The organism is Flavobacterium selenitireducens (assembly GCF_014748335.1).
GTDB classification, from domain to species: Bacteria; Bacteroidota; Bacteroidia; order Flavobacteriales; family Flavobacteriaceae; genus Flavobacterium; species Flavobacterium selenitireducens.
Genome location: NZ_JAAVIY010000001.1, coordinates 359,310 through 380,536, shown reverse-complemented (window position 1 = coordinate 380,536; position 21,227 = coordinate 359,310). Strand labels below are relative to the sequence as shown.

Here is a 21,227-nt window from a genome sequence, read left to right as displayed (position 1 = left end):
TATAATCCAAATGAAAAATATACTATCCATGTTAAGGCTGACTTTGGTGTTGGCCGCGATCTTCTGTTTGTATTATCCGATGGTCGTTTTCGGAATCGCCCAAGCGGCGCCAAACAACGGAAAAGGCGAGATACTGACCGTTGACGGGAAAACCGTCGGTTACAGACGCATCGGCCAAAAATTCGACAAACCCGGTTTTTTCTGGGGACGGCCATCCGCAATCGGTTATGATGCATCGGGAAGCGGCGGAAGCAACAAAGGGCCGTCGAATGCGGAATATTTGGCGCAAGTGCAGCACCGCATCGACTCTTTCCTGATTGCCCATCCCTATCTCAAAAAATCGCAGATCCCGTCCGATATCGTCACGGCTTCAGGAAGTGGCCTCGATCCTCACATTTCCGCTCAAGCGGCACTGATACAGGTAAAACGGGTCGCTCGGGAACGCCAGCTCAAAGAATCCGACGTAAGGTTTCTCGTCAACAAACACATCAATACTCCTGCGATCGCCGGAAGGGAAACCGTCAACGTTCTCGAACTGAACATCGGACTGTTGCAGCTTAAATAATGTAGAAAATTCCAAAACTCAAATTCCAAAATCCAAATGAGACCATTTCATCTTTTGGCCGGCGCAATGCTCGCCACACTTAGCCTTCAGGGGCAAACCGATTCCACCGCAACCTCAAAAATCCCATTCGAGGGAATGGACCTGACCTGGATCAACGGACAAAACCGCCAGTCTGATTTTCCGCTCCAGCTCAAAGATAAAAACGGGGATGTGATCCTTACCGGCGTGGCGTACGTCGATTCGTATTACAATTATGATTTCCATCACCCGAAAGACAACACCCATACGATTTCCTCGGCTATCGGGCGCTCGAACGAGTTTACGATCAACATGGCGAGCATAGGATTGGAAACCAATTACAAGAATGTGCTCGGCAAATTGTGGCTGCAATACGGCCAGATGGGCGCGATCGTGCAGGATTTGGATGCAACCGTCGGCCACGGGCGCAACACGAACATCAGCAATCTCAAATACATTCGCGAGGCTTCGGCCGGTTATCATTTCGACGTTGCTTACGGATTGAATCTCGAGGCAGGTATCTTCATGAGCTATATTGGCCTGGAAAGCTACGTCTTGGGAGAAAACTGGTCGTATCAACGCAGCTCGGTATGCGACTTCACGCCGTTCTATTTCCAGGGCGCGCGCCTGCAGTTTTTTCCGTCGAAGTACTTGAAGACCGAGATATGGCTGCTCAACGGCTGGCAGTCCTACAACAGCTGGAACCAAAGCCTCGGGTTGGGATCGTCCACATATTGGCGTCCGAACGAGAATCTACAGGTCGTTGCCAATTTTTACCTTAACGGAAAGGATTCCCGAAATTCCGACGTTGCCCGTCTCCACCACGATAACAGCGTCGTTTATCGCTATTTCAGGGACAAGGCAAGCAACGGGATTTCCCAGGCGGCGTTCAGCCTGAATTCGCATTATGGGTTCCAGTCCGGGGACGGCGTCACGGCCAAAGATAATTACCTGCTCGGCAGCTCGTTTGCCAACCGCGTCTGGTTCGCCAAAAACAAACTCGCTTTGACGCTAAGAGGCGATATCCTGACGAATCCCGGCGCTTATCTCGCATTCTCGCCTTCGCCCGTGGCAGACAACGATTTTAACGACGCGTTGGCCGCTGGCAAAGACCTCAAAATGTTTCAGGGGACGGCCACATTCGACGTAATGCCCAATGATTTCGCCACTTTTAGATTGGAATATGGCTACCGTTCGAGCAATATCCCGTATTTCGCCGGTCCTGGCGGCACGACTTCCCCAGACGGCTGGATCGACACACCGACAACATCCTGGCGTCCTGACCTGAGAAAATCGGAAAACCGCATCACACTTGCGGTGAGTTTTAGGCTATGATTTCATTTTTTTGTTTGTAAGTGATTTCGGAAGTCGTTGTTAGGCTTCCGGAATTGCCGTTTATACCTTTTACCATGTCAAAAGCCCAGCATTTCTTGGAACTCATACAAAAGTCGCGGCGCGGCAAATTCAAGGTCTATATCGGGATGGCGGCCGGAGTGGGCAAGACGTTCCGCATGTTGACCGAAGCACATTCGCTGCTCAAAAGCGGGATCGACGTCAAAATTGGTTATGTTGAAACGCACGAGCGAGAGGAAACCAAGGCGCTTTTGCACGGTTTGGTGGTCATTCCGCGACGGCGGATTTTTTACATGGGAAAGGACCTCGATGAAATGGATGTGCAGGCGATCCTGAACCTGCGGCCCGAAGTGGTCATCGTAGACGAACTGGCGCATTCCAACATTCGCGCGAGCAAGAACGAAAAGCGGTGGCAGGATGTCCTCGAAATCCTGGAATCAGGGATCAATGTGATCTCGGCCTTCAATATACAACATCTCGAGAGCCTGCACGCCGATGTGAGGCACATCACCGGCGTCGACGTCAGAGAACGCATTCCTGATCTGGTGTTGCGACTTGCCGATGAAGTCGTGAACATCGACCTGACTTCTGACGAATTGATACAGCGGCTCAGGGACGGGAAGGTTTACGCTCCGGACAAGGTCGCATCGGCATTGACCAATTTTTTTAAGCCGGATCACATCCTGCAATTGCGGGAACTTGCGCTCAAGGAAGTCGCGAGCCAGGTCGTCCGGAAAGTGGAGTCCGAATTGCCTCAAAATGCCGGAATCCTGCATGAACGTCTACTCGCGTGCATTTCTTCGAACGAGAAAACAGCCAAAATGGTAATTCGGAAAACCGCGCGACTGGCCAATTATTACAATAGTGCTCAATGGTTCGTGCTTTATGTGCAGACCTCGGTCGAAAATCCCGATAGAATCGCACTTGACAAGCAACGGCATCTCATCAACAATTTTAAGCTCGCTGTGGAATTAGGTGCCGAAGTCATCAGGATCGAACGGCGGAATGTAGCCGATGGGATTTTGGAAGTGGCATCCGACCGCAAAATCACGACAGTTTGTATCGGCAAGCCACATTTCCGATTGTTTAAAGTAATTTTGAGCACGACGATCTTTAACCGCCTGCTCAATCGGTTGTCGCGCTCGAACGTCGATCTAGTCATCCTGTCATGAAAACGAAAACTAAACTCAATCTGGCCGTGGGCCTGCTGCTGGCGCTGATCCTATTGCTGACGATACTCAGTGCTTTCTACATTTTTGCGATAAAGCGGGACACAGAAAATATTCTGAAGGCCAATTACAATACGCTCGAGTATTCACGTCAGATGTTGTCGGCGTTGGACGGACTGAACTCGGGAAATGTCGGTGCCATCGCGATTTTCGAGGAAAACCTGGCGAAACAGCTCGGAAACATCACTGAAGCCGGCGAAGAAAATGCGACAATGGATGTCAAACGCAATTTTTCAGGGCTTTTACAAAATCCCGACGACCTGGTTGCAAAAGCCAATATCCGACAGGGAATTTTCGAGGTCATGAAACTCAATATGGACGCGCTCAAAAAAAAGAGCGAATTGGCCAAATCCACGGCAGAAACCGCAAATTGGGTCATTGCGATCGCCGGGACGTTGTGCTTCCTGATTGCGTTCAACCTCATGGTGAACCTTCCGCACCACATCGCCAATCCTATACGCGAACTTACCGACAGCATCCGCCAGATCGCAAAAGGGAATTACAAGGAACGCGTGCATTTCGACAGCAATGGAGAGTTTGGCGACCTTGCGAATTCGTTCAACGTAATGGCTCAGAAACTCGAGGAATTCAGCGAAAGCAACCTCAATAAACTGCTTGTCGAAAAAAAGCGCATCGAGGCGTTGCTCGACAATATGCACGATCCCGTAATCGGGCTTGACAATGGTGGGACGATACTTTCGGCCAACGAAGAAGCGTTGAAAGTAATGGGTTTGACGGCGTCCGATGCGATCGGAAAGCAGGCTTCGGACGTTGCCCGAAAGAACGACTTGTTGCAATCGTTGATCGTCAGTAAACCCAATGGTCCGGCCGTGATCAAGATATTTGCCGATGGAAAGGAAAGTTATTTCGAGCGTGAAAATGTAGCCATCAGTATCACGCCGACGGGAGAGAAGGATGCGATCGCCATCGGAAATTTCATTATCCTGAGGAATATCACGGCTTTCAAAGAACTTGATTTCGCAAAGACGAATTTCATCGCTACGGTTTCCCACGAACTTAAAACGCCGATCGCAGCCATAAAGTTCAGCCTGAAACTACTCGAGAACCCAACTACGGGAAGCCTCAACGACGACCAACGCAATCTCGTGGAAAGCATCGCCGACGACAGCCGCCGCCTGCTAAAAATAACCGGCGAATTGCTCGAAATGTCTCAGTTGGAAACGGGAAACATTCAGTTGGCGATGGGCAAATGCGCCGTCTCGGACATCGTGACAATGGCGGTGGAAGCTGTCCGGACGCAAGCCGAGCAAAAACGAGTTTCAATCGCGACCGACAACCTTGAAGTGCCCGAAATTCGCGCAGATAAAGACAAAACGTCCTGGGTGCTGATCAACTTCCTGACCAATGCCATTCGCTATTCACACGAAAATTCAGGCATCTCGATTTGGGCGCAACGCGAAGACCAATTCGTTCTACTGAGCGTCAAAGACAACGGGCAGGGAATCGACAAAAATTACCAGTCGCGCATTTTTGACCGCTACTTCCAGGTTCCGGGGCGTTCGAAATCCGGTACGGGACTAGGTTTAGCGATCAGCCGGGAATTTATCGAGGCGCAAGGCGGCAGCATCGGCGTTGAGAGTAATTTGGGGCTTGGCAGCCGATTTTGGTTCAAATTGCCTGTCGGGTGAACGAGCAAAGCAGCTTAGGCCATTTCGGACACTTCGAGCAGGAACGCTTGTTGGGCGCCGTTTATTTTAGACATGCCCTCTTCCAGCGAAAACCAGGCGGCTTTGTCCACCTCGGGAACTTCGATCCTGCGTCCTGACCTTGGCGGCCATTCTATCTCAAACGTATTGCTTGCGATGTTTTCGGCGTCAATATATTTTTCGAGCGCCCAGGCGTAAACCTGTTTCCCTGACTTGAGCCTGACCGGTCGCAGCTTTTTGTATTCTAGGTCAATTTCGAGCGATTGGCCGGTTTCTTCATTAAACTCCCGGATGGCGGCGGCGAGCGGCTGTTCATCGTCTGCAAATTCTCCCTTTGGAATCGACCATGCACCACTGTCTTTGTTTTTCCATAACGGGCCTCCGGGATGCACCAGGAAGAACGAAAGCGGTTGCGTTTGGTATAGCAATATGCCGGCAGATCGTTTCATGTGCGTATTAATGTGTCTGGATTATGGCCTAAAAATAGTACAGAAAAACGAAGTCTGTTCGACAATCAAAAATAAAGATGGATTGGCGGAAAATACAATTAACCGCTTTGTAACACTTTCTGAAAATCTTATAACACACCGCAAACGCGACGGCACTAATTTTGGCACATAACCTAACAACAAAAGTAAATTACCATGAAAAAGTTAGCACTAGTTTTGATAACGGCCCTTGCCTTTACGGGATGTAAAGACATGGCTGCCGAAAAAGCCCAACAAGATCAGCAACGTGAACTTGACTCCATTAAAATGGTGATGGCGCAACAACAAGCCGAACAAGAACGCCAGCGCGTGATCGACTCAATGAATGCGGTTGCAGCAGCGCGGGAAGCTCAAACAAAACGCGTCATAGTCAACAACAATACGACAGCGGCAACGCCTGCCGAAGCGAAGAAAAAAGGACTTAGCGGTGCCGCAAAAGGAGCGCTGATCGGAGCAGGTGCGGGAGCCATTACAGGGGCACTTGTAGACAAAAAAGGTCCTGAAGGCGTAATTGTAGGAACGCTAGGCGGAGCCGCGGTAGGTGCAGGTGCCGGTGCGGTAATCGACGATAAGAGCAAAAAGAAGAACGCTCAAAAATAACAGGCGCAAAAGCAACTAAACCCACTATATAACACGACTCAACTCGACGAGAAACCGGATCTGGAAAGTTCCGGTTTTTTGTTGGAAATTAGTGGCATGAAAGTACTTGTAATTGGAGCGGGAGCCGCCGGACTGATGGCTGCGTATGAAATTTCCCGCAAAGGCATAGACGTTTCGATTCTCGAGGCGAGCCCACGAATAGGTGGACGCGTGCGTACGTTTGTGCCTGCGGGATTCACCCAATCGATCGAAGCGGGAGCCGAATTCATCCACGGCAATCTCGCCCTGACCCTGGACCTCATGAAAAAAGCGAAACTAGCCTCGGTTCCGGCTTCGATGGACATGACCGCTTTCCGAAATAGAAAATTCAAGCCGGCATTTAATTCCGCTCAATGGGCGACGTTTGAAAATCTGGTGTTCCAGCTTAAACGCGACTGCACGTTGTCTGAATTCCTCGGGCAATATTTCGCTGGCCCAAAATTCGAGTCGTTTCGGCAGGAATGCAGGGAAATGGCGCAGGGACTTGACCTTGCCGATCCGGAAAAACTCAGCGTATTTTGCATACGCGAGGAATGGACGAGTTCCGAAACCCAGTATCGCCCGGTATCCGGATATTCGCCTTTGCTGGAATTCTTGTCCGCAAAAATAATAGCCAATGGCGGCAAAATTGTGCTCGACCAACGCGTAGTCGGCATTGAGTGGAAGAAAGGAAGCGTGTCGGTGCGGACAAATTCCGACACCTATCCGGCAGATATCGCGGTCGTTGCCGTCACTCTGGGAAATTTACAACAGCGCCAAATTGCATTCGAACCAAAATTCGACGACCGCATGTTCCACGATATCGGGTTTGGGGAAGTGCTGAAAATCGCGATGGAATTCGATGCGATGTTTTGGGAAGAGACGCATCCGAATCTCGGTTTTTTGTTTACCGACAAGGAATTCACGTTTTGGACGCAGCTCGAACTGAGGCGGCCCGTTCTCACCGGATGGATCGGCAATGACAGAGCGTTTGAAATGGGAAGGTTATCCGATGACGAGCTTGTGGACATACTTCTGTCCCAACTCGCCGATGCTTTCCCGGATTTCGACTTGCCGTCAATGTTGAAAGCCAGGGCGGTCTACCGTTACACGCATGACCAGCCGTCGTCCGGCGGATATTCCTGGACGATGCCGCAAAGCGGGAAAGCGATCCGGAAGATCAATGACGGCATCCAAGATACGATATGGTTTGCCGGCGAAGCTTTCGAAAGAACAGGCGATGTCGCGACCGTAGAGGCGGCGTTGAAAAGCGGTCGCTATGTCGCGCGAAAAATTGCGCGGTTAAAGTGAGGCATCGCCTTTCAAAAACGCCGAATACCATTTTCCGGAATCCTTTATCGTGCGTTTTTGCGTTTCAAAGTCGACGTGTACCAAGCCAAACCGGGCGTTGTATCCTTCGGCCCATTCGAAATTGTCGGTCAGCGTCCAGACGAAATAGCCGTCCACCTTCACGCCTTCGGATTTTGCGCGATGCAACTGCCGCAAGTGTTCCTTCAAGTAGCTTTGTCTTGCCGTGTCCGCAACTTTTCCGTCGGAAACGACATCGCGGAAGGCGGCGCCATTTTCCGTGACGATGATTTTGGGCATGTTCCGATAGGTCGAAAATTGCGTCAGCAAATGGTATATCGACTCAGGAAAGACCTCCCATCCCATTTCGGTAAACGAAACCTTTCGTTTGCTTGCCGGAACGATCGCCGCTTTTAGGTAAGGCGTAAAGATCGAATGTCGGACAATTTCCCGCGTGTAACATTGCAATCCGATAAAGTCAAAGTCGAACGCCATCTTTTGTTCGTCTCCGGCTGAGAGCAGCGGCAGCAGTTTGCGCAGCACGGGCAAATCGTCCATAGGATAACCCATGCCGAGCAGCGGTTCCAAAAACGATCGGTTGAGCAGGGTATCGACGCGTTTTGCGGCTGCGATATCGCGCATCAGTGCTGACTTCGGTTCGATATGCGTACAGGAAATCGTCGTGCCTATATTCGCGCTTTTTGTTTCGGATCTCAGCACTCTGCCCGCTGCCGAAGTCGCTAACGTGGCATGGTGCATCGCCTTGAGGAAATTGGGCAAACCGCGTTTTCCCGGAGCGTGGATTCCCAGGAAATAGCCGGCACCCGTAAATACCGACGGTTCGTTCATCACCATCCAGTTCGGGACGCGATCCCCGAAATGGCGCGCGCAAATGGCAGCGTAATCTGAAAACCATTCGACGACGTCGCGGTTCGTCCAACCGCCTTTGGCTTCTAAAAGTTGCGGCAAATCCCAGTGATAGAGCGTGACCCAAGGTTCGATGCCTTGTTCGAGCAAATTGTCGATGAGCCTATCGTAAAAGGCGATTCCCCTGAGATTCACGGGGCGTTTTCCGCTCGGAAAAATACGCGGCCAACTCAGCGAGAACCTGAAATTCGGAATGCCAAGCTGTTTGATCAATTCTAGATCGCGCTCATGGCAGTTGTAGAAATCGCAGGCAATCCGGGCGTGATGTCCGCCTTTTATAGATCGGGAATCGGTAAAGACATCCCAAATGGAAAGCCCTTTGCCATCCGCATCGTGGGCGCCCTCAATTTGGAAAGCAGCTGTAGAGACGCCCCATTGGAAGTCGCTTCCGAAGTCGGTTCGGTTCAAATCCACGCAATCAGTGTAGGAAGGTAGATTGGAACGCTTTCCTGAAAAGCCAGTTTCTCAAAAATGCCGGTAAAAGTGTGACAAGCAAGTCCATGCGCTTTTTTAGGCAAGGTACGGCTGGATGCGTTTTGCCTCGGTAACGGAATGGTTATAAAAAGGTTAGCAATCCGCCATATTGACGGCAATGGCCAATCCGCCTTCGGAAGTTTCCTTGTACTTCGAGTTCATGTCCTGGGCCGTTCTCCACATTGTGTCGACGACCTTGTCCAGCGGCACTTTGGCATTTTTGGCGTCGGTTTCGAGTGCGAGCTCTGCGGCGTTGATCGCCTTTATTGCGCCCATGGTGTTGCGTTCGATGCATGGAATCTGTACCAATCCGCCAATCGGGTCGCAGGTAAGACCGAGATGGTGTTCCATCGCGATCTCGGCCGCCATCAATACTTGTTCAGGGCTTCCGCCGAGCAATTCGGTCAGGGCTCCGGCTGCCATTGCCGATGAAACGCCTATTTCGGCCTGACATCCGCCCATGGCTGCCGAAATTGTGGAACCTTTCTTGAAAATACTTCCAATTTCACCGGCCACCATCAGGAATTTCTTGATATGTTCGTTGTTGGCCGAATGATTTTCTATGACCATGTAATACATCAAAACCGATGGGATCACACCCGCGCTTCCATTGGTCGGAGCCGTGACCACGCGCCCTAAAGAGGCGTTTACCTCGTTCACCGCAAGCGCAAAACAACTGACCCATTTGAGGATGGAACGGAATTTTACTTCGGTCTTCCGGATGGTTTCGAGCCATTCCTGGGGATTCGCATACGGCTTGTCGCCAATGAGGTTTTTGTGCATGTCGAACGCGCGTCGTCTTACATTGAGCCCGCCGGGAAGGGTGCCTTCGGTATGGCTGCCGATGTACATGCATTCGAGCATCGTATTCCAGATGCGCATAAGTTCGCGGTCGATTTCCGCTTCGGAACGCATCGATTTTTCATTCTCGTGGACGATTTCCGAAATGGACTTACCCAAATCGTTGCAATAGGCAAGAAGTTCGTCGGCTTTCTGGATCGGATACGGAAACGAACATTTGATGATTTCCTTTGCCTTGGCGTTCGGACGATCTTCCTTGACGACGAATCCGCCACCGATGGAATAAAAAGTCGACTCGTAATGGTAGTCGCCGTAATAGGCCGTAAACATCAATCCGTTCGCGTGGAATGGCAGGAAGTTCTTGTTGAAGACGATGTCCATCAGGAAAGAGAACGGAATGGTTTTTTCGTTTCCGAGTTTGATTTCGTTGTCGTTCTCAATGTCTTTTATGATCGAGGAAATGCTGTCGATCGGAATGTATTCGGGATCCTGTCCGGAAAGTCCGAGCATTACCGCCAAATCGGTGGCGTGTCCGGTTCCCGTCAGCGAAAGCGATCCGTAGAGGTCAATTTTGACGCGTTCGATCTTATCAAAAATACCGTTTTCGCGAAGTTCGGAAAGGAAACGTTCGGCGGCACGCCAAGGCCCGAGCGTGTGCGAGCTCGACGGTCCTACGCCGATTTTGAGCATGTCAAAGACGGAGATGCATTCTTCCATAGCCATTTTGCAAAAGTAAAGCAGGTTGGAGCTTTGGTGCAAATATAGTAATGGAAGATGCTAAATCGATTGCGTTGGTCCAAAATGTTGTGACGGATGTTTAGACGCAGATGCCACGGCAACGATCAGGATCGGACTCAATGCAACGGCTTACTTTTTCGTATCGCAGTTCGATTTATAGTAGGCGATCACTTCTTCGATGTCGGTTGTCTTGAAGGTTCCCGATTTGTTTTCTTCCACCATTTTCGGGCAACGCGTCGCGAAATGGCGCTCAATCAGGATTTTGAACATTTTCTTTTCTCCAAAAGCCTTGACCGAACCGGCGAATTTTGTCCAAAAAAAGTAAGCTTCCGAGGTTCCCGGATCGTGAATGAAGTAGCCTGTCCCGGCATTGTTGATGCGTATATCCCCGTTGTTGACCTGCGTCAGCCAAATGATCGAGCCATCGTAGACGCTGCCGAACCACGTTTTCTTATCCGCCTTTTTTGGTTTGTTGAACATATAGTCGACTCCGTAAAGCCTAAAAATCCGGGCAATTCCATCGGTATAATGAAGATCGATGCTGTACAATTCATCGCTGTCTATTTTTGACGGTTCTCCTGTCTGGGACTCTTTGAATGTGACAAATTTTTCTTCAGTCATTTCCGGAGGGAAGACGAATCCGTTGCGCGATTGTCCGTCTACGAAGTGAAGCGTACAGGAAACGAATTTGGCAGATCAGGTAAACGAAACTAAAGTCAAAAGGAGAAAGAAGTGCTTCATGTAAAGGATTTGCTGTTTAGTAATTACAAGACGTGCGCAAAGTACTAAAAATTTCCAGACGGCAAGCTAATGTCATCTTGTCATACCTGACTGACAATTTCCCGACTGGCACAACAATTGACTAACGAGCGCCGAAAGTTAAAAACACGCACACAAAATAAAACAAAGTATTATGGGAAAAATAATCGGAATTGACTTGGGTACGACCAACTCCTGCGTTGCCGTAATGGAAGGTAGCGAGCCAGTGGTAATCCCGAACTCGGAAGGAAAACGCACCACGCCTTCGGTAATCGCTTTCGTCGAAGGCGGTGAAATCAAAGTGGGCGACCCGGCAAAACGCCAGGCAGTGACCAATCCTAAAAAGACGGTCGCTTCGGTTAAGCGTTTCATGGGTAACAAATATTCGGAATCTTCTAAAGAAGCCGGGCGCGTCCCGTACACAGTAGTGAAAGGCGATAACGATACGGCCCGCGTCGACATCGACGGCCGCATGTACACGCCTCAGGAATTGTCAGCGATGACGCTTCAGAAAATGAAAAAGACAGCCGAGGACTATCTTGGGCAATCGGTTACCGAAGCGGTCATTACCGTTCCGGCCTACTTTAACGATGCACAACGTCAGGCTACAAAAGAAGCGGGTGAAATCGCGGGCTTGAAAGTCATGCGTATCATCAACGAGCCAACGGCTGCGGCTTTGGCTTACGGATTGGATAAAAAAGCGATCGACCAGAAAATCGCGGTATACGACCTTGGTGGCGGTACTTTCGATATTTCCATCCTTGAATTGGGAGACGGCGTTTTCGAAGTATTGTCTACGAATGGAGACACGCATTTGGGTGGTGATGATTTCGACCAGGTAATCATCGATTGGCTCGCGGATGAGTTCAAGTCCGAAGAAGGTGTTGATTTGCGCCAGGATCCGATGTCGTTGCAGCGTTTGAAAGAAGCTGCCGAAAAGGCTAAGATCGAGTTGTCATCGTCTGCACAGACTGAAATCAACCTGCCATACGTTACGGCTACGGCTTCCGGGCCTAAGCACTTGGTAAAAACATTGACCAAAGCAAAATTCGAACAACTGGCCGATGATTTGGTCAGACGTTCAATGGAGCCTGTGGCAAAGGCGTTGAAAGATGCTGGTTTGTCAAAGTCGGATATCGACGAAGTCATTTTGGTTGGAGGATCGACACGCATCCCGAAAATCCAGGAAGAAGTAGAGAAGTTCTTCGGCAAGAAGCCGTCGAAAGGCGTAAACCCGGATGAAGTAGTGGCCATTGGAGCTGCAATTCAAGGTGGAGTTTTGAGCGGAGACGTAAAAGATGTATTGCTTTTGGACGTGACGCCTCTTTCACTCGGAATCGAGACTATGGGCGGCGTGATGACCAAACTTATCGAGTCGAACACTACGATCCCGACGAAGAAGTCACAAGTATTTTCAACTGCCGCCGACAATCAGCCGAGCGTGGAAATCCACGTATTGCAAGGAGAGCGTTCGATGGCAACCGACAACAAGACAATCGGTCGCTTCCACCTCGATGGCATTCCGCCTGCACCGAGAGGCGTTCCTCAAATCGAGGTTACGTTCGACATCGATGCCAATGGTATCATCAAGGTTTCGGCTACAGATAAAGGAACCGGAAAATCACATGATATCCGCATCGAGGCTTCATCGGGCTTGACCCAGGAAGAAATCGAGAAAATGCGCAAAGACGCTGAAGCTAACGCTGACGCCGACAAAAAGGCGAAAGAGAAAGTTGAAAAACTCAACGAGGCCGACAGCATGATCTTCCAGACGGAATCCCAATTGAAGGAACTTGGCGACAAACTTTCTGATGCGAACAAGTCGAATATCGAATCTGCTTTGACGGAATTGAAGGCGGCTTACGAATCAAAAGATGTCGATGTGATCCAACCTGCGCTTGACAAGGTAAACGCGGCATGGAAAGCAGCTTCCGAAGATATGTACAAGCAGGGTGAAGCCGCTCAGGGCCAGCCTCAGCAAGATGCTCCTCAAGGTGAAGCGAATCAGGGCGACAACGTCCAGGATGTGGATTATGAGGAAGTGAAATAATCGATTAGATAATGAGTCGATTGAGATAATTAGATAATTGGTCGATTGAGATGATTAGATAATTGGTCGATTGAGATGATTAGATAATGAGTCGATTGAGATAATTAGATAATTGGTCGATTGAGATGATTAGATAATGAGTCGATTGAGATGATTAGATAATTAGTTGATTCAGATAATTAGATAATGAGCCGGATGGGAAACTGTCCGGTTTTTTTATGGATTGTTGATTTTGAGGCTTTCAATGATTTTTTGGAAATCGGACTTATACGAATCGTACTCACGGCGTTGATAAACGATAAGGGCGAGGATGTAAAATTTGGAATCGGTTTTTAAAAGATAAAAATCGGAAATCTTCGATTGGTCGTTATTTTCGACGGATGTATGAAAAGAATAAGCGTTGCGGCCGTCCATTACAAGCTCGTTCCCGCCATGAATCAAGTTGCCATCTGACCGCAGCGTTTTCATGTAATCCAAGGTTAGTGAATCGAGACTTTCGTTGCCAGGCACGTCGCTGATGTGTATCCAGAGGGACGCGGAGGTCTTGCCATTGCGGATCTTAGCGGCGGTGAACGAAACGGATTTGTTCGGGTTTTTGTAATTCGGTTTCCAATCGCGAGGATACGAAATCTCGATACCCAGATTCTTATCGATGTGTTTGCTCCATTGCGGTTGGGCAATTGCCCCAATACACAAAAGAGGCATCAGTAAAATCAGCGCTTTTTTCATACGATCGTGGTTTGTTCGATGTTCCCGTTTTGGGAAATCAATTTGTTAAGACGCGGCTGGAGCAGCCATAATCCGAAAGGAAAAAACCAGATCATGAAGAATTCGCCTATGTAATCACTGAGCACGGCTTCCTTGCCCAATTCTACCGACCGAATGGTTTTCGACACAAAATAAAGACAGTAGAACATGCAGAATATCGCGAAAAAGTGGATCGGTAAGACCACGAGCAGCAGAAACGGCAACAAGTGCGGCTCCATCATTTCGGGCGAAGCGGAAAAGACCGAGCCTACACCTAACGCGAACACGAAGATATAAACCAACGGAAAAAAGAAGAAGAAATAAAAATGCCCGAGTTTTAGGCCGGCATCGTTGGGAAGTTGGGCGTTCAATAGCTTGCCTACGCTAAAAATCCATCCGTATTGCCCGAAAAGCGACAGGACAAGGATTAGCGGAAACAGTTGCAAGAGCAACGTCGGATCCTGATAGAGAACGAACGAACACACGAAAATGCCGATATAAACGCAAAAAGGAATGGCAAACGCGATCAGGAAAAGCTGCCAGTGTTTGAGGCGCAGGAAAAACTTCATGATGAAACGATTTTTGATAATCCGGAATTGGAAATCCGAAGGTAACAAATTAACATTCGCCCTATGAGAAATTTCGTATTTTGCCCAAAATACACAACCATGAAAAAAACCATCCTTTTTGCACTGATGCTGCTGATGTCCGCTTCGGTCGCAACGGCACAAAAATCGAAGAAAACCAAAGGAAAAGCCAAGGCAAAATCGGCGGTTTCGGGTCCTAAGGCATTGGCGAGCGCCGATAATATGTCGGTAAATTATGTGAAAAACGATTTATTTCTGACGTTGGCCTCAAAAGATACCGTAGACCTTAGACGCAACGGATTGAGCGATCCGACCGATGTCGCGCTGAAGTCGATCAATTGCGGCGGCAGCAAGCTCTATCTCGTGACCTGGACGGAAAAAAAGAAACAAGGCGATGCGAAATCGAAACTTGAAGACATCACCCAAAAACATACTATGATCGTCGATGTGGATTCGAAGACCAAAGTGCTCGCCAATATCGAAAGCGCGAACCATATAACTGAAAAAGTCTACCTGAGTTCGGACAAATACGTTTCCGAAACCCAGGAAAAGGTGAGGAGGGAAGGCTTTGAGTGTGCATTGCAACCGGACGGTACGGTCGTACTCAAAAACAAATCGACCCAAACCAAGCTCGTTTACGACGCGGGCTCCAAAAAGTTCGTCGCCAAAAAATAAATTTGAATCGGAGCTCTCGGAAACGGGAGCTTTTTTGTTGGATCGGATCCGGATATTGTTTAAAATCTAGGACGTACGGATTCAGTTTGTTATCATCTGAACCAGTTGCGAATGCGATAGTAGGTCCGCTTCACGAGATTAGGACGTTCAAAGACGCTTTTTCCCGACACCACGATTTCCCCTAGTCCGATAGCGCTTTCCCGCAGTTGTACATCGCAGGTTTTACTACTGTCGATACGTACGTGCTCATCGGCCAGACCGATAAACGAAAACTCTAGCGTTTGTCCGGCGAATACTGCTATTGCATATTTTCCGTCTACGTCGGTTTGCGTCCCGGCTCCCGTTTCTTTGACCTTTACTATAGCGCCGGGCAGTGGTCCGCTCGGATCCGAAACCACGCCCGAAATCCAACTTGGGGAATTGTCGATTTCTCCTTTTAGTGTAGGTTGGCTCGCCGTTTCAACTTCCGAAAAAGATTCGCCAATCATAAGAACGGCAGATGGATTCTCTGCTTGCGCCTGAGCCGATGCGACCGATAACATTCCCAGGATTCCCGATGCCGCGATTGCCCACGAACTCGATTTTTCTTTGTGTGCGATGAGTTCACGCCCGAGCTGGGATTTCAGGAATCGTCCGCAAACGTTGCCTGAACCGGACATGACGTTAAGGATTTCGGTGTCGGACGAGCGGGTAAAATCGTAAACCGTTTTCTCGCATGACGCGCAGAACCGGCCTTGGTCGACAGGCGTCATCGCGTTCCAGTTTTCAAGGCAGGGCTTAGGGATAGAGATATGTTTCATGACGAATGAGTTGGATTTAAACAAAACGAAAGCGCCCAAACACTTCATCGGACTTGCGGAGTATCGCGATGACGGGCGTCGGGCGCTAAACGAATTATGGAAAACGCATTGGATCGGTGCTTTATCGTTTAGATGCACATCCGCTTAAAAAAGTTGGGAGTGAATGCCGAATCAGAAATGATTTTGCAGAAAAGCGACCAGTTTTGCCTGGAAATCAGCATTCGTGACAGCGTCCCAATTGCCGTGTCCGCCCTGCGGATAAAGATAAGCCTCGTTGTAGACACCGGCCTCGTCGAGCTTTTGTTTCAAACGCGATTGTTGGGTTACCGGAATCAAAGGATCTTGTCCGCCGTTGAACTGTATCGTCGCCGGAGATTGCGCAGTTACGTGCGTTCTAGGACTCACTTCGATAAAAATCTCGGGATTGGACTGATAACTGGCATTGCCTACCAAAGCGGTCAAACCGTATTGGAACAGCGGATTGCCGACATAGGCCGGATCGGTAAAATCAGTAGGGCCGACGATACTGGCGACGGCTTTGACTTGTTGTTCCTGGTCATATTCGTATGCATAAAGCATTGCCAAATGTGCCCCGGCGCTGGCTCCGATCAACGCGTAATCGTCCGATACCTGATAATCGGACGCCTTGACGTAATCGAGCGCCTTTGTGATATCTTCAATCTGTTTTGGAAAACCAGGGCTTTGCTGCGTACCTAACCTGTAATCGAGATTTACGATGGCATGGTTCGGAAAAAATGCCCTGAGCCACGGAACCGCGTAGGCAAAATCAGCACGGGATCCGCCGCTCCAGCCGCCTCCGTGAATCAGGACGATTACTTTGGTAGCCGAGGTTCGGTTAGCCGGTAGAAAAACGTCCATTTTTTGTTCGGGATCATTGCCGTATGAAACGCCCGCAATATCCCGCGCAGGCAAATTCGCCACATCGTCAGACGGGCTGTCGCTCGAATTGCATCCGACACTAAACAGAAAAATGAAAAATAGGGAGGTCATATACGATTTCATGGTTCACAATTTTAATCAACTAACGATAAATTACGCATTTACGTACAAAAAAAGCAGGCTCTTAACCTGCTTTTGTGCTTTGTAGCGTTCCACATTGGTTTTTGGCTTTCATTACTTGTTCAGCAGCCGGTCATACGTTCGATCATCAGTTACTCGAAAATCTTTATCTCGAACATCTTATCCCAATTCTTGCCCGTCACAAAAAAAGTGTTGGTCTTTTTATTGTAGGCGATTCCGTTGAGCACTTCCGACGCGGGATTTTTGAGTTCCTTTCGCAAATTCACGAGATTTACGATAGCTTCGACCGCTCCGGTTTTCGGATCGATCACCGCAAGGGCATCCTTTTGCCAAATATTGCCGTAAATTTTCCCATCCACATATTCTAGCTCGTTCACGCTCTTGATCTTGCCTGAGGTCGAGTAGACATTGACGAAATCGAGCATTTTTTGGGTTTTTGGATCCATCGTCCAGATTTTTTCGGTTCCATCCGATTGATAGATGACCTTTCCATCGTTGGTCATGCCCCAGCCTTCGATTTTTTTGTCGTAAGAAAATGTGCTCACGCGCTTTAGCGTTTCGGGATCATAGATAAAACCGACGTTCGACTGCCAGGTAAGGTAAAAAAGCTGGTGGTTGACAATGGTGATGCCTTCGCCGAAATACTGCTGTTCGAGATCGGCTTGCAGCAATGCCTTTCCCGTCGCCAAATCGACTTTCCGCACATAGGATTTGCCGTTTTGCCCGGTGCTTTCGTATAAAGAATTGTTGTAAAATTCGAGGCCTTCGGTGAACGAAACCGTATCGTGGGGATAGGTGCGCACGACGGTATAATTCAATAGTCTGGGCTCAATATGTGAAACGACTTCGACACGGCTTTCGATTTCCTGCCCGATAGTTTCCCCTTCGAAATAGACGATGGCTTTCAGGTTTTGGTATCCGAATTTGGCATTAGTAAGCACATATTCGGATTTTGCACCACCTTTAACGGAAGCTGTCCTTTTCCCATTGACGAAATACGCGATGCTGTCGATGGCTTTTCCCTGCGGATTTTCGATCCCGAGCGACACGTTTTCACCGTTTTTGTAAGTAGACTTAAACTTTGAATCGTCGAAAGAGAAAAATTTTTCGCCCGGTTTCGGATTGTCGCAACTGTTCATTGCCAGAGCTAAAAACATGGCAGCCAAAACGTTATACTTCATATCAGTTTTTTTTTCAGATTTAGGGCGCACATACCGTATTTATTGACGTGGCTCACTTGCGAAAATACGAAAAGATTGTATATTTGCAACGGCAAGTCCTGCGCGACCAGCTCCTGCAGAATCCCCCAGGATGGGAACATAGCAAGGGTATGTGGTTGTAGCGGTGCGACGCAGGTCGCTTGCCATTTTTTTCTTTTATTTAGAGATCTCCTTTTTGGGGATTTTTTGTTTTATGCCGTAGCAGTGTGCGGGAACGCTGGTCACATCGGCTCAAAAAGTCGCGACACCAACCGGAAAGTGCAACTTAGCCTTTCAAACTCCCAACCTGATCCGATTTTTATTTTGCAGTTACGTCATACCTTACTGGAATCAGGGCGTATGCCGGATGCGCATCCCCAGTATAAAACCGACGGCCAATGATTTCTGATCGGCCAATCACCCGGCTGACTACCGCCGTGTGGAATGTTGCTCAAAACGTCACGGATTTTCTGGCCTTACTTGTTTTAAGCCTTAGTTTATGTTAGGAAGGTGCGAGTCTGATTAGACAGGCAGCGAATCGTGAGACTGAAACGGTTTCCTGAACAGAATTCTTCTAGTTCGCCTTGGTTTTTTTTGACTGAAACGATTTGAATTTCCGGAACGCATAGTTGAGCATTTCCACAAAATTGTCGACGTTTTCCTCGAATACCATGACCCTGCGGTGCTCAAATTTTGCATTTTGCCTTTGGCTTTCGGAAATTCTAAGGTAAAGGTCGCCCGATTTGCTTTCCTGGATATCGAAAAAATACGTGCGCGAACCCGCTTTGATTTTTTTGGTAAAGATTTCTTTGTTGGACATGGCTTAAAAATTCAGGTGTCTTGTGCCAAATTTAAAATTGCCAAACCGACCTTCGTTACAGATTTTCTGTAAAAAAAGTTAAATGTGTATTTCTAAGAGAGCAGCCAATAAAGGCATTTCTAGAAAATTATTCGGACTTTTGCGATAGGAAAACTCTATGAGGCAATGAAAACCATATTGATTACCGGCGCTTCGTCGGGGCTTGGAAAAGCGATAGGTGAATACCTTTTTCACAAAGGATACAACGTTTTTGGCACGAGCCGCCATCCGGAAAAGGTGTTGAATTCCCCATTTCCGTTGCTGGCGCTTGATCTCAACCAACCCGAAACGATAGGACGTTGCGTTGGGAAAGTTATCGAAATCGCCGGCCGTATCGACGTCCTGGTCAACAATGCCGGCGTTGGCATCATGGGGCCGCTGGAAGAAATTCCGGGAGACGAGATACGAAAGCATTTCGAGACGAATCTTTTCGGTCCGGTAGAGGTCATGAAAGCTGTGATTCCGCATATGAGAAGGCAAGGGGCGGGGCATATCGTCAACATCACCTCGATTGCGGGTTATACGGGATTGCCGTTTAGGGCCGCGTATTCCGCTTCGAAGGGCGCTTTGGAACTGCTATCGGAAGCCATTCGCATGGAAGTCAGGCCGTTCGGTATAAAAGTGTGCAACCTGGCGCCCGGGGAATTCGCAACCGATATTGCCTCAAGGCGTTATTACACCGAACTGTCGCCTGCGTCGGCTTATGCCGAAGTCTATGGGCGAACGCTTGAGCTGATCAACCAGCAGGTAAGCGGCGGTGACGATCCCGTAATGGTAGCGTATGAGATCGAGAAGATCATCAACACGCCAGATCCGAAGATACATTATAAGGTAGGGCCTTTCTTATCGAAGTTCTCTATCGTGTTGAAGCGTATCCTTCCCGATAAAACGTACGAAAAGATGCTGATGAAACACTATCGACTGTAAGTGAAATGCGTTTTTGTGAGGTGTTGTTGCCATTGGTATCGGTTGGGAAATATGTCGTACTTTCGCAGTACGCGTTAGGGATTGCAACGGATATTGGTTTTGCGGCCGCAGCGCAGCGGAGGCCGCAAAACCGATAGCAGTGGAAAGCCCGACGGCGGCAAATCCGGAGGTTGATTGACCCAAATGAAAGACAGCCGCCGTAACGCCCAAATATAAACACACAATAATCTTCTTATATATGAAATTTTTTATCGATACCGCTAATCTCAGTGAAATCAAGGCAGCCCAGGAACTTGGCGTGCTCGACGGCGTGACGACGAACCCTTCGCTTATGGCTAAGGAAGGCATCACGGGAACGAACAACATCCTCAAGCACTATGTCGACATCTGCAATATTTCGGATGGCGACGTGAGTGCGGAAGTCAATTCGGTCGACTATGACGGCATGATAAGGGAAGGGGAGGAACTTGCCGAACTTCACGAGCGCATCGTGGTGAAATTGCCAATGACCAAGGACGGCGTCCGCGCCTGTAAATATTTTTCCAGCAAAGGGATAAAAGTGAACGTTACGTTGGTGTTCTCTCCGGGACAGGCGCTTTTGGCTGCGAAAGCCGGAGCGACCTACGTTTCGCCTTTCATCGGGCGTTTGGACGATATTTCGACGGACGGTTTGAACCTGATTGCCGAAATCCGCGAAATCTATGACAACTACGGTTATGAGACCGAAATCCTTGCGGCCTCGGTTCGCAACACGATGCATATCGTAAATTGCGCGAAGATCGGTGCGGACGTGATGACCGGGCCTTTGTCGGCTATCCTCGGGTTGCTCAAGCATCCGTTGACGGACATTGGTTTGGCGCAATTTGTGGCTGACTACCAAAAAGGAAATAAATCGTAATTGATAATTGAGAATCAACAATTAATAATTATTGGGAAAGTGAAAAGGCAGATTCATCAGAATCTGCCTTTTTGTTTTTGCTTTGAGGATGATGGTGCCGATAGGTAGGTTCGGACCTCGTCATGCCTGGTTATAAACTTCCAACAACGTCCAAAATATAGCGTTGGTCGTATCTTGGATCGTAGTCGTAATAAAATGTTCCTTTTTCGGCGCTCTGCAGCTGAAGTTTGAATTTTGTCGTACCTAAATTTTCATAAGGCATGACCGCTACCACCTTATGAGTTTTTTCGATTTCCGCCCGAGTTTTAAAAACATTTTCTGTTTTGGCTGACGGTAAAGAGGTGAACCTGATTTTTTTATCCAATAACGATTCCGAATGCACTGGGACTTGTCCCTGACAAAAAAACGAAACGACGATGATCGGCAGTAACAGTGTAATTTTCTTCATAATGTCAGGATTAGTTTTATACTCCAAAATTTTTCACGCTAACTAATAACT

General features: G+C 48.6%; 21 protein-coding genes and 1 other RNA gene. 11 read left to right on the top strand and 11 right to left on the bottom strand.

The annotated features are described in order from the left end of the window. Positions 1-10 precede the first annotated feature (10 nt). The 4 genes from HC229_RS01685 (at position 11) to HC229_RS01670 (ending at position 4,814) form a co-directional block, all read left to right on the top strand. Positions 11-565: a K(+)-transporting ATPase subunit C gene (locus tag HC229_RS01685; protein WP_191018698.1), complete on the top strand. Its 555-nt coding sequence runs from the start codon at positions 11-13 to the stop codon at positions 563-565. A gap of 36 nt (positions 566-601) precedes the next feature. Next, positions 602-1,918, top strand: coding sequence for an outer membrane beta-barrel protein (locus tag HC229_RS01680; protein ID WP_191018697.1), 1,317 nt, complete (start codon positions 602-604; stop codon positions 1,916-1,918). A gap of 74 nt (positions 1,919-1,992) precedes the next feature. Next, the gene (locus tag HC229_RS01675) at positions 1,993-3,108 is read left to right on the top strand and encodes a sensor protein KdpD (protein WP_191018696.1); all 1,116 of its coding nucleotides are present in this window, start codon (positions 1,993-1,995) and stop codon (positions 3,106-3,108) included. Beyond that, positions 3,105-4,814: a HAMP domain-containing sensor histidine kinase gene (locus HC229_RS01670; protein WP_191018695.1), complete on the top strand. Its 1,710-nt coding sequence runs from the start codon at positions 3,105-3,107 to the stop codon at positions 4,812-4,814. Before HC229_RS01675 ends, HC229_RS01670 begins: the two co-directional genes overlap by 4 nt. A 14-nt stretch (positions 4,815-4,828) precedes the next feature. Here HC229_RS01670 and HC229_RS01665 read toward each other — a convergent pair whose 3' ends face one another. Continuing rightward, complete coding sequence (locus HC229_RS01665; protein WP_191018694.1) at positions 4,829-5,281, bottom strand: NUDIX domain-containing protein; 453 nt, start codon at positions 5,279-5,281, stop codon at positions 4,829-4,831. Positions 5,282-5,476: 195 nt separating this feature from the next. Between HC229_RS01665 and HC229_RS01660 the strand changes: the two genes are divergently transcribed. After that, positions 5,477-5,920 carry a glycine zipper 2TM domain-containing protein gene (locus HC229_RS01660; RefSeq protein ID WP_191018693.1) on the top strand — a complete coding sequence of 148 codons (444 nt, stop codon included), beginning with the start codon at positions 5,477-5,479 and terminating at the stop codon, positions 5,918-5,920. A 78-nt stretch (positions 5,921-5,998) separates the two neighbouring features. Further along, positions 5,999-7,249: a flavin monoamine oxidase family protein gene (locus HC229_RS01655; protein WP_223845491.1), complete on the top strand. Its 1,251-nt coding sequence runs from the start codon at positions 5,999-6,001 to the stop codon at positions 7,247-7,249. On the opposite strand, the gene HC229_RS01650 is transcribed toward HC229_RS01655, so the two are convergent. The 3 genes from HC229_RS01650 to HC229_RS01640 form a co-directional block, all read right to left on the bottom strand. Continuing rightward, complete coding sequence (locus HC229_RS01650; RefSeq protein ID WP_408610239.1) at positions 7,241-8,587, bottom strand: GH1 family beta-glucosidase; 1,347 nt, start codon at positions 8,585-8,587, stop codon at positions 7,241-7,243. The genes HC229_RS01655 and HC229_RS01650 overlap by 9 nt on opposite strands. A gap of 153 nt (positions 8,588-8,740) precedes the next feature. After that, on the bottom strand, positions 8,741-10,165 hold the full coding sequence (locus HC229_RS01645; RefSeq protein WP_191018690.1) for an L-serine ammonia-lyase: 1,425 nt from the start codon (positions 10,163-10,165) through the stop codon (positions 8,741-8,743). Positions 10,166-10,315: 150 nt separating this feature from the next. Beyond that, positions 10,316-10,807 (bottom strand): hypothetical protein, encoded by a 492-nt coding sequence (locus tag HC229_RS01640; RefSeq protein WP_191018689.1) that lies wholly within the window; start codon positions 10,805-10,807, stop codon positions 10,316-10,318. Between the two features lie 292 nt (positions 10,808-11,099). Between HC229_RS01640 and dnaK the strand changes: the two genes are divergently transcribed. Further along, the gene (dnaK, locus tag HC229_RS01635; RefSeq protein WP_191018688.1) at positions 11,100-12,995 is read left to right on the top strand and encodes a molecular chaperone DnaK; all 1,896 of its coding nucleotides are present in this window, start codon (positions 11,100-11,102) and stop codon (positions 12,993-12,995) included. Positions 12,996-13,211: 216 nt separating this feature from the next. Here the strand turns inward: dnaK and HC229_RS01630 are convergent, their stop codons facing one another. After that, entirely contained in the window at positions 13,212-13,724 is a 513-nt protein-coding gene (locus HC229_RS01630; protein ID WP_191018687.1) for a PsbP-related protein, read from the bottom strand. Continuing rightward, the gene (locus HC229_RS01625) at positions 13,721-14,311 is read right to left on the bottom strand and encodes a hypothetical protein (RefSeq protein ID WP_191018686.1); all 591 of its coding nucleotides are present in this window, start codon (positions 14,309-14,311) and stop codon (positions 13,721-13,723) included. Before HC229_RS01625 ends, HC229_RS01630 begins: the two co-directional genes overlap by 4 nt. Before the next feature lie 99 nt (positions 14,312-14,410). Between HC229_RS01625 and HC229_RS01620 the strand changes: the two genes are divergently transcribed. Further along, positions 14,411-15,004, top strand: coding sequence for a hypothetical protein (locus HC229_RS01620; protein WP_191018685.1), 594 nt, complete (start codon positions 14,411-14,413; stop codon positions 15,002-15,004). Between the two features lie 92 nt (positions 15,005-15,096). Here HC229_RS01620 and HC229_RS01615 read toward each other — a convergent pair whose 3' ends face one another. The 3 genes from HC229_RS01615 to HC229_RS01605 form a co-directional block, all read right to left on the bottom strand. Then, positions 15,097-15,804, bottom strand: coding sequence for a carboxypeptidase-like regulatory domain-containing protein (locus HC229_RS01615; protein ID WP_191018684.1), 708 nt, complete (start codon positions 15,802-15,804; stop codon positions 15,097-15,099). A 171-nt stretch (positions 15,805-15,975) separates the two neighbouring features. Beyond that, a complete protein-coding gene (locus HC229_RS01610) occupies positions 15,976-16,827 on the bottom strand; it encodes an alpha/beta hydrolase (protein ID WP_191018683.1) in 852 nt (283 codons plus the stop codon). Between the two features lie 149 nt (positions 16,828-16,976). After that, positions 16,977-18,026, bottom strand: coding sequence for a glutaminyl-peptide cyclotransferase (locus HC229_RS01605; RefSeq protein ID WP_191018682.1), 1,050 nt, complete (start codon positions 18,024-18,026; stop codon positions 16,977-16,979). Positions 18,027-18,115: 89 nt separating this feature from the next. Here HC229_RS01605 and ffs point away from each other — a divergent pair. Continuing rightward, positions 18,116-18,214, top strand: an RNA gene (gene ffs / locus HC229_RS01600) — signal recognition particle sRNA small type. Between the two features lie 404 nt (positions 18,215-18,618). Here ffs and HC229_RS01595 read toward each other — a convergent pair. Then, positions 18,619-18,864 carry a DUF3276 family protein gene (locus HC229_RS01595; RefSeq protein WP_191018681.1) on the bottom strand — a complete coding sequence of 82 codons (246 nt, stop codon included), beginning with the start codon at positions 18,862-18,864 and terminating at the stop codon, positions 18,619-18,621. A gap of 165 nt (positions 18,865-19,029) precedes the next feature. Between HC229_RS01595 and HC229_RS01590 the strand changes: the two genes are divergently transcribed. After that, entirely contained in the window at positions 19,030-19,830 is an 801-nt protein-coding gene (locus HC229_RS01590) for an SDR family oxidoreductase (protein ID WP_191018680.1), read from the top strand. 238 nt (positions 19,831-20,068) lie between these two features. Then, positions 20,069-20,728: a fructose-6-phosphate aldolase gene (gene fsa / locus HC229_RS01585; RefSeq protein WP_191018679.1), complete on the top strand. Its 660-nt coding sequence runs from the start codon at positions 20,069-20,071 to the stop codon at positions 20,726-20,728. A gap of 130 nt (positions 20,729-20,858) precedes the next feature. On the opposite strand, the gene HC229_RS01580 is transcribed toward fsa, so the two are convergent. Then, entirely contained in the window at positions 20,859-21,176 is a 318-nt protein-coding gene (locus tag HC229_RS01580; RefSeq protein WP_191018678.1) for a hypothetical protein, read from the bottom strand. Positions 21,177-21,227: the final 51 nt, after the last annotated feature.

Excerpts from the sequence above, each read along its gene's own strand:
- HC229_RS01685 (WP_191018698.1), top strand. The coding sequence starts at position 11 with ATGAAAAATATACTATCCATGTTAAGGCTGACTTTGGTGTTGGCCGCG.
- HC229_RS01680 (WP_191018697.1), top strand. The coding sequence starts at position 602 with ATGAGACCATTTCATCTTTTGGCCGGCGCAATGCTCGCCACACTTAGC.
- HC229_RS01675 (WP_191018696.1), top strand. The coding sequence starts at position 1,993 with ATGTCAAAAGCCCAGCATTTCTTGGAACTCATACAAAAGTCGCGGCGC.
- HC229_RS01670 (WP_191018695.1), top strand. The coding sequence starts at position 3,105 with ATGAAAACGAAAACTAAACTCAATCTGGCCGTGGGCCTGCTGCTGGCG.
- HC229_RS01665 (WP_191018694.1), bottom strand. The coding sequence starts at position 5,281 with ATGAAACGATCTGCCGGCATATTGCTATACCAAACGCAACCGCTTTCG.
- HC229_RS01660 (WP_191018693.1), top strand. The coding sequence starts at position 5,477 with ATGAAAAAGTTAGCACTAGTTTTGATAACGGCCCTTGCCTTTACGGGA.
- HC229_RS01645 (WP_191018690.1), bottom strand. The coding sequence starts at position 10,165 with ATGGAAGAATGCATCTCCGTCTTTGACATGCTCAAAATCGGCGTAGGA.
- HC229_RS01640 (WP_191018689.1), bottom strand. The coding sequence starts at position 10,807 with ATGACTGAAGAAAAATTTGTCACATTCAAAGAGTCCCAGACAGGAGAA.
- dnaK (WP_191018688.1), top strand. The coding sequence starts at position 11,100 with ATGGGAAAAATAATCGGAATTGACTTGGGTACGACCAACTCCTGCGTT.
- HC229_RS01630 (WP_191018687.1), bottom strand. The coding sequence starts at position 13,724 with ATGAAAAAAGCGCTGATTTTACTGATGCCTCTTTTGTGTATTGGGGCA.
- HC229_RS01625 (WP_191018686.1), bottom strand. The coding sequence starts at position 14,311 with ATGAAGTTTTTCCTGCGCCTCAAACACTGGCAGCTTTTCCTGATCGCG.
- HC229_RS01620 (WP_191018685.1), top strand. The coding sequence starts at position 14,411 with ATGAAAAAAACCATCCTTTTTGCACTGATGCTGCTGATGTCCGCTTCG.
- HC229_RS01615 (WP_191018684.1), bottom strand. The coding sequence starts at position 15,804 with ATGAAACATATCTCTATCCCTAAGCCCTGCCTTGAAAACTGGAACGCG.
- HC229_RS01610 (WP_191018683.1), bottom strand. The coding sequence starts at position 16,827 with ATGAAATCGTATATGACCTCCCTATTTTTCATTTTTCTGTTTAGTGTC.
- HC229_RS01605 (WP_191018682.1), bottom strand. The coding sequence starts at position 18,026 with ATGAAGTATAACGTTTTGGCTGCCATGTTTTTAGCTCTGGCAATGAAC.
- HC229_RS01595 (WP_191018681.1), bottom strand. The coding sequence starts at position 18,864 with ATGTCCAACAAAGAAATCTTTACCAAAAAAATCAAAGCGGGTTCGCGC.
- HC229_RS01590 (WP_191018680.1), top strand. The coding sequence starts at position 19,030 with ATGAAAACCATATTGATTACCGGCGCTTCGTCGGGGCTTGGAAAAGCG.
- fsa (WP_191018679.1), top strand. The coding sequence starts at position 20,069 with ATGAAATTTTTTATCGATACCGCTAATCTCAGTGAAATCAAGGCAGCC.
- HC229_RS01580 (WP_191018678.1), bottom strand. The coding sequence starts at position 21,176 with ATGAAGAAAATTACACTGTTACTGCCGATCATCGTCGTTTCGTTTTTT.